The organism is Thermoactinomyces sp. CICC 10523, assembly GCF_016055105.1.
Taxonomy (GTDB): domain Bacteria; phylum Bacillota; class Bacilli; order Thermoactinomycetales; family Thermoactinomycetaceae; genus Thermoactinomyces_A; species Thermoactinomyces_A daqus.
The window spans coordinates 274,138-291,060 of record NZ_JAECVX010000002.1 but is presented as its reverse complement, the minus strand read 5'-3'; the positions used below and the strand labels follow the sequence as shown (position 1 = coordinate 291,060).

Sequence of the window (16,923 nt, the reverse complement as noted above, 5' to 3'; positions counted from 1 at the left end):
GAAAACAGAAGAAAGGGAATGAAGAAAATATTAATAAATTGACCGTTGTTTTCAGGATTTTGATCTGAGGAGAACAAGCCCCGTCAAGTTCGATCCTTATTTGATCACTGGAAAACAAACATTGGGTAAAGGAGGAAAGAAGCATGAAAAAAACGAGAGGCTATCTGTGTGAACACTGCCATGAAAAAGCGGCCAAATATGAAGCGTTTATGCAATATGAAGGGAAAAATATCCTGGTTTGCTGGGATTGCTTGCACAAACTGCACCATGTCAAACTGGACCATCGGCTCTTTGTCGGCGAAAAAAAACACCCTCTTCCCTGGGGAGGTTTTGCTGACAAGGAACAAACCCAAATACGAAATATTTAACCATTTTTGGGGTATGGGTATTTTCTTTCCCGTACCTTTTTATGTGCCTTTACCTTAAAGGCACGAGCCAGGCACCGCTCCGTTGCCCCCCTTCGATTCACATCAATTACTGATCGGGAACAGTCGATCTTTCTGCGGACGACGGAATCCGTAACCAGCCGACCCGTCCATTCCCCAAACAAAGCAGCTCCTCTATCGGAAAAATCCGAATTTTTTCAGCAAACACAATCGTGCCATCTCCTTCCCGTTCACTTATTTGCCAAATTCGATGTGATTGAAATCACAGCACCCTCTTCATTCTTAAAATCATAATAAAATTACACTAAAACAACAGGAGTGAATGGAGTATGGCCCAACTGACAACGCTAAATCCGGCCTCCATGCGTCTTGTCATGGAAAGCGTTCCGTTTTTGAAACAACACGGTGAAAAAATCACCACCGTTTTTTACCAAAAATTATTCAGTAACCATCCGGAACTACTGAATCTCTTTAATCAGACCCATCAAAAACAAAAACAACAGCAAAAAGCGCTGGCGGAAATGGTCATGAGTGCCGCCATGCATTTGCAAAACCTTGAAGCGATTGCCCCGGCGATCACCCGCATCGCCCATAAGCATCGCAGTCTTGACGTAAAACCGGAACAATACCCGATTGTCGGTGAAAATCTGCTCGCGGCGATTAAAGAAGTTTTGGGAGAAAAGGCGACACCGGAAATTCTCAATGCCTGGGCTGAAGTCTACAGCTTTTTGGCTGATCAGTTTATTCGGATTGAGACTCAACTAGCGGAAGAACTTCTGCAGCAGCCCGGAGGTTGGACCGGCTTCCGCGAGTTTGTGATCGACAAAAAAGAAAAAGAGAGCGATGTGATCACTTCTTTTTATCTTGTGCCCAAGGACGGGAAAGCCATCTGCTCCTTTCAACCCGGACAGTATATCAGCGTGAAAATGGACATCCCGGGAGAAAAGATCACGCATATTCGCCAGTACAGTTTATCTGATTCTCCAAGCAAACCTTATTACCGGATCAGTGTGAAACGGGAAGACGGAAATGATCAGTTTCCCGCCGGCATTGTTTCCACCTTTTTGCACAACCGGATCCATGAAGGGGATTCTCTCATGATCAGCGCTCCGGCCGGAGACTTTGTTTTGCAGGAAAAAGAAAACCGCCCGGTGGTTCTCATCAGCGGCGGCGTCGGCCTCACTCCGCTGGTCAGCATGCTGAACACCCTGGCAGAGCGCAGACACGACGTCCCGGTCACCTTTATTCATGCCGCCCTGAACAGCCGGGTTCATGCAATGAAAGACCATTTGCGAAATCTGGCCGAGCAACATGACAACATCCGCTATTTTGTCTGCTATGAGCAGCCGAGCGATGAGGACCGCCGCCTGAAAAACTTTGACAAGGAAGGCTATCTTGATCTGGACTGGCTGAGATCGCTGATTCCTTCACCGGAAGCCGATTTCTACTTCTGCGGTCCCGTTCCCTTCATGAAAGTGGTCAAATCGCTCCTCGGCCAATTGGGCGTAAAAGATACCGATATGCACTACGAGATCTTCGGTTCCGCCATTCCCATTTAATCCATGTCGAAAACCCGTACTTCTTGGCTAATCTGCCTGTGAAATACGGGTTTTTTTCTCTGATCAAACACGGGTGTTTTTACTCTTTCTCGTAAATCGGCACCCATCCTTCTTTCGTTTTGAAAATCCGGACAGCCACCACTTTCCTGTCCTCCATCAAGGTAAAGTAATGGCGGTAACCCTCGGGAACGGAAATGAGATCGCCCGGCTCCAGCTCCACATCAAAATAACGGCCATTTGGTCCCTGGATGGCAAAAATGCCATGTCCGCTGACAATGAAGCGAACTTCATCGTCGGGATGATGGTGTTCTTTCTTGAAATTTTGCAGGAGTTGTTCCAAGTTTGGCGTTTCCGGGGACAAGGCCACGATATCTTCGGTGATGTAACCGCGCCGCTTGGACAACTCGTCTATCTCCGCACGGAAAGTTTGAATGATCTCCGCTTTTTCCTCATCGGAGAGGTTATATTTTTCACTGAGGTGGGCGGGCAATTTGGAAATGTCCCAACGTTCGTAAATCACTCCTTGCCCGTTCAAATAGCGGCTCACTTCTGCCGGATCAGACAGGCGTTCGTTATTGTCGTGGAAGCGCAATTCTGCCATGATGTTTCCCCCTATGCATGAATGGTTTTCATAAACTCCGGATCAGACGACAATCTGCCCAAAATAGCCATTTTCAACTGATATGAAAACAAAAATTCCAAAGCCTCCAAATGCTTTTTGGCGGCAAATCCATTTTCACCCCAGACAGTAATGCCGTGATTGCGAATCAGCACTGCTTTTGTCTGCGGTGTGATAACACGCCCGACCTCTTTGGCCAATCGCTTCAGATCTGCGTGATTTTCCACAATCGGCACCGTCAGCTCACCGTCTTCTTCCCAGATGCCAAACGCTTTGATCAGCTCCTGCCCGCGAAAGGTGATTTCTCCTTGTTCCGCATACAACGCGGAGATCACATTGTTATCCACCGTATGAACATGCAGGATGCAACCGGCATCGGTCAACCGGTAAATTTCCAGATGAATCCCCGTTTCGGCCGACGGTTTCAGCGGGGTCTCTTCCAACGGGGTTCCATCTGCGCCGACCAGCAAAAAGTCTTCGTCGGTGCGCTTGCGCTTATCTTTTCCGCTGGCCGTAACCAGGCAGGAAAACGGAGAATCGCTCACCTTGATGGAGAGATTGCCGCTGGTTCCCGGAAACCAGTCCCTTGCCGCCAGCTCATCTTTGATCTCGGCCAGCTCGTTCCATCGCTTCAGCAAGTTGCTCACGCGATTACCTCCTTTCCGGCCAGGGCGTCACGAATATCAAAAAAAGAGGCAAACGGCGTATAAGCCAACCCTTCCTCTTCACATTTCTCCTGCAAAAAATCCCGGGCAAATACGTGATCGGCCATTTTCGCAGCTTCCAGATCCGTGATCGAATCCCCGATCACGATCCGCTGATACCGGTCACCGGCAAACTTTTTGAGAATCGCCGGTTTGCAGAGGCCGCAATCATTATGGCAGGTGTCATCACAGGGATGGGGCCAGCGGATTTGAATCGTTTCGCCGGAAAAATCGCTGCCGTTGCAGTAGATCTGCTCCTTTTCCACCAACCCTTCGAGCATGGGATAAACGAAAAAGTCGATCCCGCCGCTGACGATAAAGAGAGGGATCCCCCGCTCGCGGGTATAATCGACGAACTCCTGGAATCCTGCGCGAATCCTTGCTGTTCGCTGCACAAAGGAGATGATCTCCTGCTTGAGGCCGGAGGGGAGGAGGGCAAACATCTCTCCCACTCCCTGCCGGATCGAGACCCGTTTGCTGAGCACATCATCTTTGATTTGCTCCCAGCCAGGCGGGGCAAATTGCTTCATGATCGCGATAATGTTATCCGTCTCGGTGACGGTTCCGTCAAAATCACAGAAAATAACCGGTTTCTTCATTTTTTCACCACATTCCCCCACAATTCCAGCGCCTGTGCCAGTTCCGTCTCCGTTTTCGCGGCTTTCTCCAGGGTTTTACCGTTCAAAACAGCGTCCACCGCCTGGCGAAAAGCTTTTCCGCCCGCCTCTGCACCGCCTGGATGCCCGTGGACACCGCCTCCGGCATTGATCACGCTGTCGATGCCAAAATCCTGGATGAGCGCCGGGACCATTCCCGGATGGATACCCGCTGACGGTACGGGAAAGGCTTTTTTCACTCCTTCCCAGTTGCCAGTTAATTCACTCGCAATCCCAAGGGCTTTTTCCTTCGGCAGCGCGACGCTTCCGTAAGGAGACGGAAACAGCACGAGATCGGCACCGGCCAGACGGAGCAATTTGCCCATTAACAGAGCATGTTCAAAACCGTAAAACTCCGACGGGGTCAATGCGCCGGATACAGCGGGGTGCGCCATGATCGGAACCGTGATCTGCGGATCTTCCGCCAGTGCTTGCAATACATCGAGACCATAAGCAAAGACGTTGAACAACAGCGCACTGGCTCCCAATTCAACGGCGCGCCTGGCTTTCTCTTTCAATTCGTACGTGCGGCCGGTCAGATTGACCGCGTACAGCGTTTTTTCGCCCGTTTCCTCTTCCGTATCCAGCAATACCCTCACAGCTGTTTCAATTCGCTTTTCAAACGGGGTAAGGGAATTGTCAAAGAGAATTTCATCATCTTTGACCAGATCGACGCCGCCAAGAGCCTGCTCCCGGAGCTGGTTTTGGAAATAATCCAGATCGCGGCCGATGACGGCTTTAAAGATGCTCATCGTCAGCGGCCGGCCATAAACGCCGAGCCTTTCCCTGATTCCTTCAACCCCGTACTTCGGTCCGGGAAATGCCTGAAGCAGCTCTTCAGAAAAATCGAGGTCAATTAGTTTGACTTCTCCGTCCAGCGACAATTTTCCAAATACCGTCGTCAGAATCGCTGGCAGATCCGGACTGAAATTGGCCGCTGGATAGGCGATTTTGAGCAGGGCGCGCTTCCGGCCTTCGCCAAAATAACCGTTCACCCGTTCCTCTTCCGGCAGCTCCGTAATCCCAATCACATTACCCTTGTGCCGTTTTAACTGCTCTTGCTCGATTTGCGGCAAGTTGGTCCACGAGCCGACCGTCAGCCCAAGGGCAATGCCTTCCGCTTTTTTCTCCCACTCCCCTTTGCGGTCGTGAACGAGATAGGTCGCAATGATTTGACTCACTCTTTTCATCTCCTGCGCAAAAATTTTTGGAACGTTCGCAAACGGACAACTTCTATGTGAATAAATCCTGCTCCAAATATCATTCTATGGCGGTTCCCGGCTGCAAAAGAACCTTGCAAAATCGCTCCTACACCGGGACCAAATAAAAAAACCTCTCCCGCGGAGGAAGAGGCTTTTTCATTACGGTACCGCCCTTCCTCTCATCTTTCAGCTTACGCTGGCAAGAATTAGCACCGTGCCTTGCGCGGTTTTCCCGCGGCCCCAGACGTATGCTGGTGCCCCATCTCACGATGGCATTACGGTCGGTTGCTGGGTTTCATCGGGCTTGTCCCTCCACCGGCTCTTGATAAGAGAAAATAAAAAATTCCGTTCCAATTTTCATTTTTGCTTTATATTATGACAGGTTATTCTTTGGCTGTCAATCTCTTTTCAAACAAAGACAACTTGGCAATCCGATCTGCCGCTTCGATCAAACGCTCTTCCGGCGCCAGGAGCCCGATTCGCACGTATCCTTCCCCGTGCTCACCAAAGCCGATCCCCGGAGCCACCACCACATGGGCTTCATTCAACAAGCTGTCGGCAAACTGTTCGGAGGAAAGGCTATTCGGCACCGGCAACCAGCAGAAGAAGGAACCGCTCGGCGCTTTCACCTCCCAGCCGTTTTCCCGCAGCCGTCCGATAAAGGCATTTCGCCGCCGTTCATAGGTGGATGCCAGCTCGCTCACACAAGTTTGCGGCCCCAAGAGAGCAGCTTTCGCCGCTTCCTGAACGGCGCCGAACAGACTGCAATAAAAATGATCCTGAATGAGGTTGATCGCTTCGATCACTTGGGCATTTCCCACGGCAAACCCAACCCGCCATCCGGCCATGTTATACGTTTTGCTCAAGGTGTATATCTCAATGCCCACCTCTTTTGCACCCGGAATGCTTAAAAAGCTCGGCGGCTTTACGCCGTCAAAACCGATCGCCGCATAAGCGAAATCGTGAACCACACAAATGCCGTGCTTCTCCGCCAGACGAACCGTTTCCTGAAAAAATTCGGGTGTGGCCGAAGCGCCAGTCGGGTTATTGGGATAATTGAGAAAAAGCAGCTTGGCCCGGTTCAGCGTTTCTTCGGGGATGAACGCGTAATCGGGCAGAAAATCATGTTCCGCGATCAGTGGCATTTTGGCCATCTCCGCCCCGGCCATCGCAATCCCGGACCAATAATCGGGATAACCGGGATCAGGCACCAGCGCCACATCTCCGGGATTGAGCACGCATTGGCTGATTTCGACCAGACCCGCTTTGCCGCCGAACAGAACGGCCACTTCCTTCACCGGGTCGAGATCGACGCCGTATTCCCGTTTGTAAAAAGCGGCCACCGCTTCTTTGAGAAAATCATAGCCGCGGAAAGGAGAATATTTATGATATTCAGGATTGTCCGCCGCGCGTTTCAGCGCTTCGACGATATGGGGAGGTGTGGGGAGATCGGGATTTCCCTGCCCCAGATTGATCACATCATGACCGGCCGCAACAAAAGCCCTCGCTTTCCCGGTCAATTTGGCGAAAAATTGTTGCGGCAAACGCTTGAGCGCATCAGAGACTTCAAATTGCTTCAACTGCCTCACTTCCAATCTCTCGCAAATGTTCTTGAAATTCAATAGAGTTATGGTATATGTTTGATTAAAATCTGTCAAAACATTTTTGGGGGAAACCTTATGCGTCTTCAACTCGCTTTGATTCAGATGGATATTTCTTTTGGAAATCCCGAAGCGAACTGGCAGAAAGTGATTCAAAAAATCGGTGAAGCCGCCTCGCATAAAGCCGATATCATCGTTCTTCCCGAACTGTGGAATACGGGGTACGATCTGTCCCGCCTCGATGAAATCGCCGATCCTGACGGCACGGAAACGAAAACGCTGCTACAGGATCTCTCCAAAAAACACCAGGTTCACATCGTCGCCGGCTCGGTCGCCAAAAAAACCGCTTCCGGCTTTTACAATACCCTGTACGCCTTTGACAAACAAGGCATCCAAGCCGGTGAATACAGCAAGGCACACCTGTTCGGCCTGATGGAAGAAGATCGCTATCTGCAGGCGGGAAGCCGGCCGGGACTATTTACCCTCGGCGATCTTCCTTGTGCTGGCGTGATCTGTTACGATATCCGCTTCCCCGAATGGACGAGAACAGCGGCCTTAAGCGGAGCTGAACTGCTCTTTGTGCCGGCCGAATGGCCACAGGCGCGCCTGGATCACTGGCGGCAACTGCTGCTCACCCGCGCCATCGAAAATCAATGGTTTGTGATCGCCTGCAACCGTGCCGGAAGCGACCCGAACAATGTTTTTGCCGGCCATTCGCTCGTGATCGACCCATGGGGCAAGATCATCGCCGAAGCGGGAAGCGAAGAAACGATCCTGTATGCGGAAATCGATCCCGAGCAAGTGGCGGAGGTCCGCTCGCGCATCCCGATTTTCAGCGATCGTCGTCCGGAATTGTATACGAAAGAGTGACAGTCAGAATTTGTCGGCAGGCTCATCATTTACGGATTGACATTCACCGGCAGAGCGTGTATTATTCGATTACGAATCAACCGAATTCCATGCGGATACAAAAATTTCATAACATAAAAGTCTCTTATCAAGAGCAGGTGGAGGGATTTGGCCCGATGAAGCCCAGCAACCGACCGTAATGCCATCGTGAGATGGGGCACCAGCACGCAGTCTGGGGCCGCGGGAAACCGCGCAAGGCACGGTGCTAATTCCAGCGAAACGCCCTTACGCGTTTTTGCAAGATGAGAGGCTTGGAGTGAAAATTCCGAGCCTCTTAAACAAAAGGGGCTCTTTTTTATTGCCCCATCGGAAACCCGAGTGACAGGAGCTGATTCATGATGAGCGCACCGGCAACAACCGGCTATCAAACCCTGACGGAAGAAACTGTCGTCAAAATCATCGAACCCTTGCGATTTTTCACCGGTGAAGGAGAATTGAGAGTAAAAGAAATCGGGGATGGAAATTTAAATCTTGTTTTTCATCTGACTGAACCGGCCAGCGGAAAGTCGCTGATCGTCAAGCAAGCGCTTCCCTATGCAAAAGTTGTCGGCGAGAGCTGGCCTCTCTCTCTCGACCGGGCCCGCATCGAAAGCGAAGCGCTCAAAAAAGCGGCAGAGTTTGTACCTGATTTGGTGCCGAAAGTGCTGTACAGCAATGCCGAACTGGCCGTTACGGTAATGGAGGATTTGTCGGATCACACCATTCTGCGTAAAGGGCTGATCGCGGGCAATCAATATCCGAAATTGGCCGAACACGTCGGCACCTTCCTGGCACAAACCCTTTTTCATACAAGTGATTTCTATCTGCATCCCTTTGCAAAAAAAGCACTGGTTCAATCCTTTATCAACCCGGATTTGTGCAAAATCACGGAGGACCTCGTGTTCACCGACCCGTTTTTCGATCATGAAACCAACGATTTCCCCGATGAGCTGAGACCGGATGCTGAAGCACTGTGGGGAGATCAGGAACTGAAACGGGAAGTGGCCCAACTGAAACTCGCCTTCCTCACCCGGGCAGAAGTACTAGTTCATGGCGATCTGCATTCGGGCAGCATTTTCGTCACCGGTGAATCAACGAAGATGATTGATCCTGAATTTGCCTATTACGGTCCGGCCGGCTTTGATCATGGGCACTTTTTTGCCAACCTCGCCCTGAGCGCCCTTTCGCACAATTATCACACAAAAGAGCCGGGCGCCCGGTCTGATTACCAGGAATGGCTGTTCAGCGTGATCCGCGATACCTGGCACCATTTCGCCGAACAATTCAGTGAACTGTGGAAAAACAAAGGAACGGAAACCTATACCAAAGTCCCGGGGACGCTCAACGACTTTTTGCAGCAAACATGGACAGATGCCATCGGCTTTGCCGGATGTGAGATCATTCGGCGCACCATCGGGCTGGCCCATGTCGCTGATCTGGACTCGATTGAAGACCAGGGTGTCCAAATTGAATTGAAACGGCGTGCGCTGCGCCTCGGCTCCTCTTTAATCAAACGGCGCAATCAGCTCCCCGATGTTGAATCGTTCATCGCCGCGCTGAAAGGAGGAATCTGATGACAACGGTTTTATCTGTCGAATACAGGCGGGATCATGTTCTCATTCTCGATCAAACCCTTCTCCCACAGCAACAGCATTTTATCCGCTGCACGACAACAAAAGAGGTGTGGGAATGCATTCATGCCCTGAAAGTGCGCGGGGCGCCGGCGATCGGGATGGCGGCCGCCTTCGGGCTGGCGGTATGGGCCAACCGCTTCCCCGGCCTCAACTTTTCCGATTTCCTGGTCAAACTGGAGCAGGAGCACCGCTTTCTGGCCAGCTCCCGTCCCACTGCCGTCAATTTGTTCTGGGCGCTGGAGAGGGTCACGGCAGCAGCGAAAAAGGCTTCATCCGTACCCGAGGCGGTTCAGGCCATCGAAAACGAAGCCATGCAAATCCAACAGGAAGATGAAGCGGTTTGCCGCAAAATCGGCGAACATGCGCTGGAGTTGCTAAAGGATGGCGATACCATTCTGACCATCTGCAATGCCGGAGCCATCGCCACCGCACGATACGGTACGGCACTTGCCCCGATGCACCTGGCAAAGGAATACGGCAAACAACTTTCCGCTTATGCCTGCGAAACACGTCCTCTTTTGCAAGGAGGAAGGCTGACCACCTGGGAACTGCTTCAGGCGGGGATCGACGTAACTCTGATCACTGACAACATGTCCGCCCACACGATGAGAACAAAGGGGATTTCGGCAGTGATCGTCGGATGCGACCGGGTCGCCGCCAACGGGGATACGGCCAATAAGATCGGCACATTCGGATTGGCGCTGCAAGCCCGGGCCTTAAATATTCCGTTTTATGTGGCCGCGCCGACATCAACCATCGATTTAAAAACACCTTCCGGAGAAGAGATCCCCATCGAGGAACGCAATCCGGAGGAGGTAACCCATTTCGGCGGTAAACGCATTGCCCCGGAGGGGGTCAAAGTATTTAACCCGGCCTTTGATGTCACTCCCCACGAATATATCACCGCCATCATTACGGAAAACGGAATCGCCCATGGAGATTACGCCCGGGAATTGCCGCGGCTGGTCAATCAGGAAAAGGCCGTCATCAAGAAATAAAGAAAAAATCATTGGACGACTGTTGATTAACCGTTTTGCCCTGGAATTTATGCGCAAGCATCCCGGTTAACCGAGCCGTTTTCCACATCAACGATGTGATCGCGTTTGCAGCAGGGCGTGCTCTTCCCCAAAGGATCACGCCCTGCTTCCTTGCAAGCCGGTTTCATGTTCTCGGCAATTTCCCTCTTCGGGCTCCCGGCATGATTCAATCACCCCTTCTCCATCATCCACCCCTGTGATCAAATCCAATTTAAGAAACCGCAATTTTCATCTTAGCTACTTTTCTCTTGCAAAAACGCGGCTGCCGGCAGTCTCTGTTTGATCCCGCCCTTTCCACCCCCATTCCCATTTCACCAAAGGAAAAAAATCCTGCAATCCCCCTCTCCTCCCTCTTCCACATCGCAGAGCAACGACCCGCTTCTTATATTTGTGATTCCGACAAAAAATAGAGGAATTCAAAATGAAACGTGAAAAAGATCATATCATCGGTTCATCCAGACCGGCACAGAGGAGGAACAAAATGACTACGATTGCGGAAGCGTTTGAGCGCGTAAACCGTGAAAAGTTTGTACGAAAGGAGGACGGGAGCCTGATTCCACAGATTTCATCTGATGATGCAATCCGTGCCAGCCTTGAATTGTTAGATGTACAAAACGGGCAACGAGTGTTGGAGATCGGAACCGGTTCGGGATATAGTACCGCTCTGTTAGCCTCCCTTGCAGGTTCCAATGGCAGGGTTGTCTCAGTTGATGTTGAACCTGAACTCACTGCTCGTGCTCGTCAGATGTTTAAAAAGCAAAATATACATCATGTGCAATTCGAAACACAGGATGGGCGAAAAGGCTGGGAAGCTGATGCCCCGTATGATCGTATTGTGGCTTGGACAACCCCCGATCAACTTCCGGAAGCGTGGAAACATCAATTGAAAGAAGGAGGTTGGATCGTATCTCCATTCCAAGTGCTTCCGATAGCGGACACCAATGTCGTAGTCCGGTTGATAAAAGTGAACGGTGAACTTAAAGCAGATGATGTGATTCCCGGCTCCTTCATTGCCATGACTGAAAAAACACCGGAGAAGTTTTTCGGTGCTTCGATTCATGCTCATTGGGCGGGAGAAGGAGAGAATCCGTGGTGGGTCAGTTCATCATGGATGAAAAAATCCTTTGATTCCAATTGGGTTAATCGCTTTCTCCATCTGAATCCGGCAACTCCTCCTTTTCCAGAAGTCGGCGATGACCTTCGGGCGTACTTACTGGCGATATCTCCCGACGGTCTGACTACTGCGAACCATCCGGAGCACGGGAGTTTCATCGGTTATAGCAGTCAGGCAGGGTTTGCATTGATCTCTTTAAGTCATCATCGATTGCTCGCCACAGACCAGAGGCATACAAACGTCTTGATCAGTTGGCGGGAGTCGTGGCAAAGACAAAAACGGCCTTCCTACAGCCGCATCCAAGCACATGTTATTGGAAACCAGGTTCGCGTTGAACTTAAGAATTCTGATGGCAAATCCAGTTGAAGTTATCTCAAGATACAGACAAAACATCCGGTTTCAAACGGAGATAAGCGGAATAACCCTTTCGCATCCAGAAATTCCAGATCCATTTGGACGGCAACCGGCATACGTCAGATTAAATATTGATTCCAATTTTTTCTTTCGTGATATTCATCAGCTTGACATAAAATTGATTGTCGATACGAATAAAGAATTGCGCACAGAACCAAATCACCCCGAAACAAACAGGCTACCCAGGCAATTGGGTAGCCTCCTTTTCAAGGGCAGTGGCAGGTGTAGAGCGATTTTATTCTCAATTGGTCAAAAAACAGAAAAGAGACTTGCCTTGAAGTCATTTTGTTAAGCTACGATGTTGCTTTGTCGATTTTTCGTATACCTTTATTGACCCGCCATGAATACCATATGCTTCTGTTATATGAGTCCACCCATATTTTTCATAATAACCTTCCAGATCAGTATGCTAAATAAAGTTTCTCATATCCTTTTTTATAAGTCTCTTGAACGGCATGTTCAAGAAGGCGGGAACCCATTCTTTTCCCTCTGTGCTCCGGATCGACGTATAGACAAGCAAGCCAAGGGTATAGATCTTGACGACTGTTAAGATCGTTTCGGATTAACGCGTATGTGCCAATAATTGATTCGTTCTGCAGCGCAACGTAAAATCTGGGGATTTCATCTTCAGTCTGGCACGAATGAAACATACAATCTTGATAAAACTTGTAGTTTCGTTTATTTCCCCATTGTTTCCAAAATACACCGACAGCTTCATCAAACAAATCTTTTCTTTAACTCAATTCAAGTATCACAAGCATTTCCTCACCTTTTCATTTCAAGTATTTCCCCAATCCAGAAACAGGATAATATACAATTACCGGACAAACATGATTGCCCGCCTTGAGATAGAATCTGAAGCTGACGGGAAAATCCGCAGAGCGGACGGCAGAGGATGGGAAAAGAATTACCCGCTCTTACTCTCTTTCAGATCAATTCGGAATATTAGGCACAATAACCCTATGAAAATAAAGATAAATCCTGGAATAAAAAGAACAGTAAGAGGATCATCTCCATTTGCCAAGCCGTTTGACCAGTCATGAACGGCAACCCCTATACAGAAAAGGCCCAAAACGGTAAAAATCCATCCACATACGTTAGTATATACTTTTATTTGTTTGGGGAGCGAATAATACAGAGTCACTATTGTATAAAAAAGTGCAACCCAGAAAAATGTCGCATAAGCTTTTGATGCTTCAGCCACACTTTCTTTGAAAATGTCATCGCCGAATAAGACGAAGACTGAAGATCCAAGCAACATAAGCCCACTCAAAATATTAAGTACGGACATAATAATGATAACATTCTGTTTTTTAAGCATCTCCATAATACTACCTCCAACCTTGGTTTTCTTCACACTCTTTTAGGATTATCCCCGTTCCCCTTCTGATCCTTAAAATCGCTTTCTCCCTCGCCCTGTATTCCAACGCTTCGCATTGTCAGCGGTCGAAGTTTTCAGCACTCTATACCCTTTTGGCAAGCTGGAGCACCGTCATCGTACAGCCCGCCTGAATCCTCAACAATGGTTAATCTGGTATTCCAACCATTGCAGAAACAACAACTGCCAGAAAAGTCTACTATTAATTTTAATATTATCTGACTATTTCATACAATGAGAAAGCCCCGACAATTAGTCTGCCGGAGTTTAACCATCCTCCTGCCGCAATGTATTGATTGGAGCAAAGAGGGATTTGTTAGCACATCTATTGTCACTAGTCAGAGCCGCGGTCAGGGGCGTTGACCGAGCAAGCTATGTCAAAGCCTCTATCTAATTACCTTGATTCATATTTCCTGATCCCTTTTGCCGCAAAATGAAAAATTAATGTCCATAACGTGAATGCCCAAAAGAACGTCCGAGCAATGAAAGAAAACGAAATATCCGGCTGAGTGCTTTCATCGTAATCATCCCTCTTTTTTAATAAAAACAGCGTCTGCCAAGGAGGATAAGACGGTCAAATTATTTCTCAGGAATTTCAAAGTCTGCTTTTGGCCGTGCTGAAATGCGGCCGGCTATGGCATAACACAGATGAGAAATTTTTCCCGCTTCCCCAGGATCTTTCCCCGCTGCTTCTTAAAGTGATTTCCACTCCCCTCCCGATTTTACTTCACTTTTATCACCGACGGGACACGATCGCTTTCCGTGAGAGGATTACCCCTTCTTTTCACCAATATACTTATATAACTGTCAAGACAGGGGTGAGTATATGGAAGCAGACTCAATCAGACGGATCTGCCATCTGGACCAGTTTCCGCGATGCGAAGGGGAAAGCGACGATACCCCCCGCTTTCGCCGGGCAATCGAGGCTGTTCCGGACGGTGGCTTGCTCATCATCCCCGACGGTCATTATTTCGTGAAGGAAATTGAGATCGGCAAAGCCGTATCCCTCCGCTTTGAAGGAGTGGCGCTGTTGGAAGCAACCGACACATCCACCCGCTATCTTTTGAAATATGCGGGGAAGGAAAGCCCGTGCGGCTACGTTCTGGCTGCTCCGGCCGCACGCGGTGACCGCAGTGTGATGATCGCAGGCAGCGCATGTGATTTACAGACCGGCGACATGATCCTCCTTGTTGACGATACCTGCCGCCACTCGGACCATCAGGCGGAAGTCAATGCAGAAACCCATGAAATCGCGGCGGTTCAGCCTGCGGAAAAACATACGGAAATCGTGCTGAAAGATTTCGTCCGCCTGCCCAAAACCATATCCAAAACCGGGCGAAACCTGGTAAAAATCGAACCGCTGGACCATGTGACTGTCGAAAACTTCCGCTATCGCTTGAAAGAAGGAGCCGTCTGCGGTTTTGGAATCTGGGCCAAACATATGCGCAATTTTCGCGTCAGCGGCCTGGACGGGGAACGCAGCGTTGAATCGGGCATCCAGGTGCGGCGCAGCCTTTACGTTACGGTGGAGCGCTTTCACCTGCGCAATCCGCAACAGATCGGCTCAGGACAGGGGTATGGAATCCAGTTTTACGGCGGAAACAACCATGTGATCATCCGGGACGGAATTACCTGGAAGATGCGCCATTCGGTTGATTTGGAAGGAACATTCGATGCTTTGGTCGAAAACGTCACCGATTATGAGGGACAAGGAGTCTCCTTTCTGATCTCCCACAACGGATGGTGTTCCGATATCACCTTCCGGCAATGTCAAGCCATCCGGTCCCGCTCCTCCGGATTCGTCGCCGAATCCCAAGGCGTCCCGGATCCTTTCTCTCTTTTCCATCACAACATCCAAATTTTGGATTGCCGATGGCATCGGGATCGAAATCCATCCGATTTGGCCGGTTATGGTTTCGGGGTTTGGCTCAAATGCCCCGTCTCCGGACGAATCTCCAACTTTCTCGCCCGTTATGGCGAAGGCGGTTCCTATACCCCCGGTCAGGATAACGGCGCCATCCGACTTTTGCCCGTCGGAGTGGATATGACACTGGAGGGGATTCGCGGGGAAGGGCTGAGACGAGGAATTATTCTCGCCCATACCGGCCCCTCAAGACAACTCTCCCCCTCCGACAGCATCCACCTGCAAAACGTCACCCTGAGCCATTGTTTCTCCGCCCTGTATATTCAGCATGGAACCGGCAAAAATCTCCTGATCCGCGATCTGACCGTGCATCATATCGAGAAATATCTGATCGAGGGAAACGCTGTGGGAGGATACCGCCTTTTCTCCATCGACGGATTAACCGTCACGGATTCTCCCAACCTTACACTTTTCGGCGCAATACCCAAACCGGATGTGAAAAAGGGTCTGGCCGGGTCGCTCGGTCACGTCCGTTCAGATCAGGAATGTTCCTTGACAGACTTGAAATCCGGGTGGTCATTAACCTATGAAGACATATTTTTGAGAGGAAACGGCCTTTCCTTGACTTTTTCGGGACGGATGGAAGATTCCGGAGCAAATGCCCTTCCCGACGGAATTATCGAAGGACAAACCCTGACCCTGATCTCGCTGTCCACAAAGCCATTTTGCATTCACAGCTGCAACATCCGGGCGAAAGGAAACGGCACCTCGCTGATCCTGTCACCGGAAAACCGGAGTGCCATGTTGTGCTGGCAAAAGGGTTACTGGATGGAAATCATGTAAAAACCCCGGTACAATACCGGGGTTTTTAAGCGGGACTCAGAAATTGAAATTGTCCGGGTCGGGTCCGAAGCGATGATCTTTGTTGAGAGCGTCCAGTTTAGCCATATCTTCCGCTGACAATTCAAAATCGAACACGTCGGCATTTTCCTTAATCCGATGTGCTTTGACCGATTTTGGAATCGTGACGACGCCGTGCTGAAGATCCCACCGCAAGACGATTTGCGCCGGAGTTTTCCCGTATTTTTCAGCCAGCTCTTTTATTTCCGGCACATTTACCACTTCCCCTTGCATCAGCGGGCTCCAGGCTTCCAGCTGAATCTGCTCTTCCTTGCAGAAGGCGCGCAGCTCTTTTTGCGTCAAGTACGGATGAAACTCCACTTGGTTTACCATCGGTTTTACTTCACAATCTGCAAGCAAATCTTTTAAATGATGCACTTGGAAGTTGCTGACACCGATGGCCCGTACGCGGCCTTCTTTATACAACTTCTCCAGCGCTTTCCAAGTTTCTTTGTATTTTCCCTTTACCGGCCAATGCACCAAGTACAGATCCACATATTCCAGTCCCAGTTTATTCAGGCTCGTTTCAAATGCCCGCAGGGTGGAATCATAGCCTTGATCCGCGTTCCACACTTTTGTGGTCACAAATAAATCTTCGCGGTTTACACCGGATTCTTTAATCGCCTTGCCCACACCTTCTTCATTTTGGTAAGCCGCCGCGGTATCAATGCTGCGATAACCCAATTTAATCGCTTCTTTGACCGCATTTTCCACTTCGGAGCCTTCTTGTACTTTCCATACCCCCAAACCGAGCCAGGGCATTTTCACACCGTTGGCCAGGACGGTTGTATCAGCGAGGTGTTTTGCCATATGTATCCCTCCGATTACCTTTTTTTAACTTAAACCGGCACTCCATCCAGTCAGAAACCGAAGTGCCCTAGTTTGATTCCCTGTTTTTATATTAACTAAACTTTAGACAGTTAATTCCATATGTACAGGCGTATTGATGTGCATTATTCCGGAAGAT

15 protein-coding genes, 1 pseudogene and 2 riboswitches are annotated in these 16,923 nt (G+C 49.8%); of the genes and pseudogenes, 7 read left to right on the top strand and 9 right to left on the bottom strand.

Features of this window, described 5'->3' with window-relative positions; genetic code table 11:
• Positions 1-143: 143 nt before the first annotated feature.
• Together I8U19_RS04365 and hmpA are read left to right on the top strand one after the other, a co-directional pair.
• The gene (locus I8U19_RS04365; protein WP_198055289.1) at positions 144-368 is read left to right on the top strand and encodes a hypothetical protein; all 225 of its coding nucleotides are present in this window, start codon (positions 144-146) and stop codon (positions 366-368) included.
• Positions 369-715: 347 nt separating this feature from the next.
• On the top strand, positions 716-1,945 hold the full coding sequence (hmpA, locus tag I8U19_RS04360; protein WP_033101779.1) for an NO-inducible flavohemoprotein: 1,230 nt from the start codon (positions 716-718) through the stop codon (positions 1,943-1,945).
• 79 nt (positions 1,946-2,024) lie between these two features.
• On the opposite strand, the gene I8U19_RS04355 is transcribed toward hmpA, so the two are convergent.
• The 5 genes from I8U19_RS04355 to I8U19_RS04335 all read right to left on the bottom strand — a co-directional run bounded on the left by I8U19_RS04355 (position 2,025) and on the right by I8U19_RS04335 (position 6,706).
• Positions 2,025-2,546 (bottom strand): 1,2-dihydroxy-3-keto-5-methylthiopentene dioxygenase, encoded by a 522-nt coding sequence (locus tag I8U19_RS04355; RefSeq protein ID WP_033101780.1) that lies wholly within the window; start codon positions 2,544-2,546, stop codon positions 2,025-2,027.
• A gap of 11 nt (positions 2,547-2,557) precedes the next feature.
• Positions 2,558-3,211 (bottom strand): methylthioribulose 1-phosphate dehydratase, encoded by a 654-nt coding sequence (locus I8U19_RS04350; RefSeq protein ID WP_033101781.1) that lies wholly within the window; start codon positions 3,209-3,211, stop codon positions 2,558-2,560.
• Positions 3,208-3,867: a 2-hydroxy-3-keto-5-methylthiopentenyl-1-phosphate phosphatase gene (locus I8U19_RS04345; protein WP_033101782.1), complete on the bottom strand. Its 660-nt coding sequence runs from the start codon at positions 3,865-3,867 to the stop codon at positions 3,208-3,210. The genes I8U19_RS04350 and I8U19_RS04345 overlap by 4 nt, the downstream gene beginning before the upstream one ends.
• Complete coding sequence (locus tag I8U19_RS04340) at positions 3,864-5,105, bottom strand: 2,3-diketo-5-methylthiopentyl-1-phosphate enolase (protein ID WP_198055288.1); 1,242 nt, start codon at positions 5,103-5,105, stop codon at positions 3,864-3,866. Before I8U19_RS04340 ends, I8U19_RS04345 begins: the two co-directional genes overlap by 4 nt.
• A 197-nt stretch (positions 5,106-5,302) precedes the next feature.
• A riboswitch (SAM riboswitch) is annotated at positions 5,303-5,458 on the bottom strand.
• Positions 5,459-5,509: 51 nt separating this feature from the next.
• Entirely contained in the window at positions 5,510-6,706 is a 1,197-nt protein-coding gene (locus tag I8U19_RS04335; protein WP_033101784.1) for a pyridoxal phosphate-dependent aminotransferase, read from the bottom strand.
• Between the two features lie 99 nt (positions 6,707-6,805).
• Here I8U19_RS04335 and I8U19_RS04330 point away from each other — a divergent pair, with 99 nt between their 5' ends.
• The 3 genes from I8U19_RS04330 to mtnA all read left to right on the top strand — a co-directional run bounded on the left by I8U19_RS04330 (position 6,806) and on the right by mtnA (position 10,247).
• Positions 6,806-7,597, top strand: a complete 792-nt coding sequence (locus tag I8U19_RS04330) for a carbon-nitrogen family hydrolase (protein ID WP_198055287.1) — start codon at positions 6,806-6,808, stop codon at positions 7,595-7,597.
• Positions 7,598-7,718: 121 nt separating this feature from the next.
• A riboswitch (SAM riboswitch) is annotated at positions 7,719-7,885 on the top strand.
• Between the two features lie 89 nt (positions 7,886-7,974).
• Positions 7,975-9,189, top strand: coding sequence for an S-methyl-5-thioribose kinase (mtnK, locus tag I8U19_RS04325; RefSeq protein WP_033101826.1), 1,215 nt, complete (start codon positions 7,975-7,977; stop codon positions 9,187-9,189).
• Complete coding sequence (mtnA, locus tag I8U19_RS04320; protein ID WP_033101786.1) at positions 9,189-10,247, top strand: S-methyl-5-thioribose-1-phosphate isomerase; 1,059 nt, start codon at positions 9,189-9,191, stop codon at positions 10,245-10,247. The genes mtnK and mtnA overlap by 1 nt, the downstream gene beginning before the upstream one ends.
• Positions 10,248-10,294: 47 nt before the next feature.
• Here the strand turns inward: mtnA and I8U19_RS04315 are convergent, their stop codons facing one another.
• Positions 10,295-10,456 carry a hypothetical protein gene (locus tag I8U19_RS04315; RefSeq protein WP_160173888.1) on the bottom strand — a complete coding sequence of 54 codons (162 nt, stop codon included), beginning with the start codon at positions 10,454-10,456 and terminating at the stop codon, positions 10,295-10,297.
• 251 nt (positions 10,457-10,707) lie between these two features.
• Between I8U19_RS04315 and I8U19_RS04310 the strand changes: the two genes are divergently transcribed.
• Positions 10,708-11,766 carry a protein-L-isoaspartate O-methyltransferase family protein gene (locus I8U19_RS04310; protein ID WP_052154356.1) on the top strand — a complete coding sequence of 353 codons (1,059 nt, stop codon included), beginning with the start codon at positions 10,708-10,710 and terminating at the stop codon, positions 11,764-11,766.
• A 328-nt stretch (positions 11,767-12,094) separates the two neighbouring features.
• Here I8U19_RS04310 and I8U19_RS04305 read toward each other — a convergent pair.
• Together I8U19_RS04305 and I8U19_RS04300 are read right to left on the bottom strand one after the other, a co-directional pair.
• A pseudogene (locus I8U19_RS04305) lies at positions 12,095-12,539 on the bottom strand (GNAT family N-acetyltransferase).
• Between the two features lie 182 nt (positions 12,540-12,721).
• Entirely contained in the window at positions 12,722-13,141 is a 420-nt protein-coding gene (locus I8U19_RS04300; protein WP_198055286.1) for a hypothetical protein, read from the bottom strand.
• Between the two features lie 877 nt (positions 13,142-14,018).
• Between I8U19_RS04300 and I8U19_RS04295 the strand changes: the two genes are divergently transcribed.
• The gene (locus tag I8U19_RS04295; protein WP_198055285.1) at positions 14,019-15,899 is read left to right on the top strand and encodes a right-handed parallel beta-helix repeat-containing protein; all 1,881 of its coding nucleotides are present in this window, start codon (positions 14,019-14,021) and stop codon (positions 15,897-15,899) included.
• Positions 15,900-15,935: 36 nt separating this feature from the next.
• On the opposite strand, the gene I8U19_RS04290 is transcribed toward I8U19_RS04295, so the two are convergent.
• The gene (locus tag I8U19_RS04290; RefSeq protein WP_033101790.1) at positions 15,936-16,766 is read right to left on the bottom strand and encodes an aldo/keto reductase; all 831 of its coding nucleotides are present in this window, start codon (positions 16,764-16,766) and stop codon (positions 15,936-15,938) included.
• Positions 16,767-16,923 lie beyond the last annotated feature (157 nt).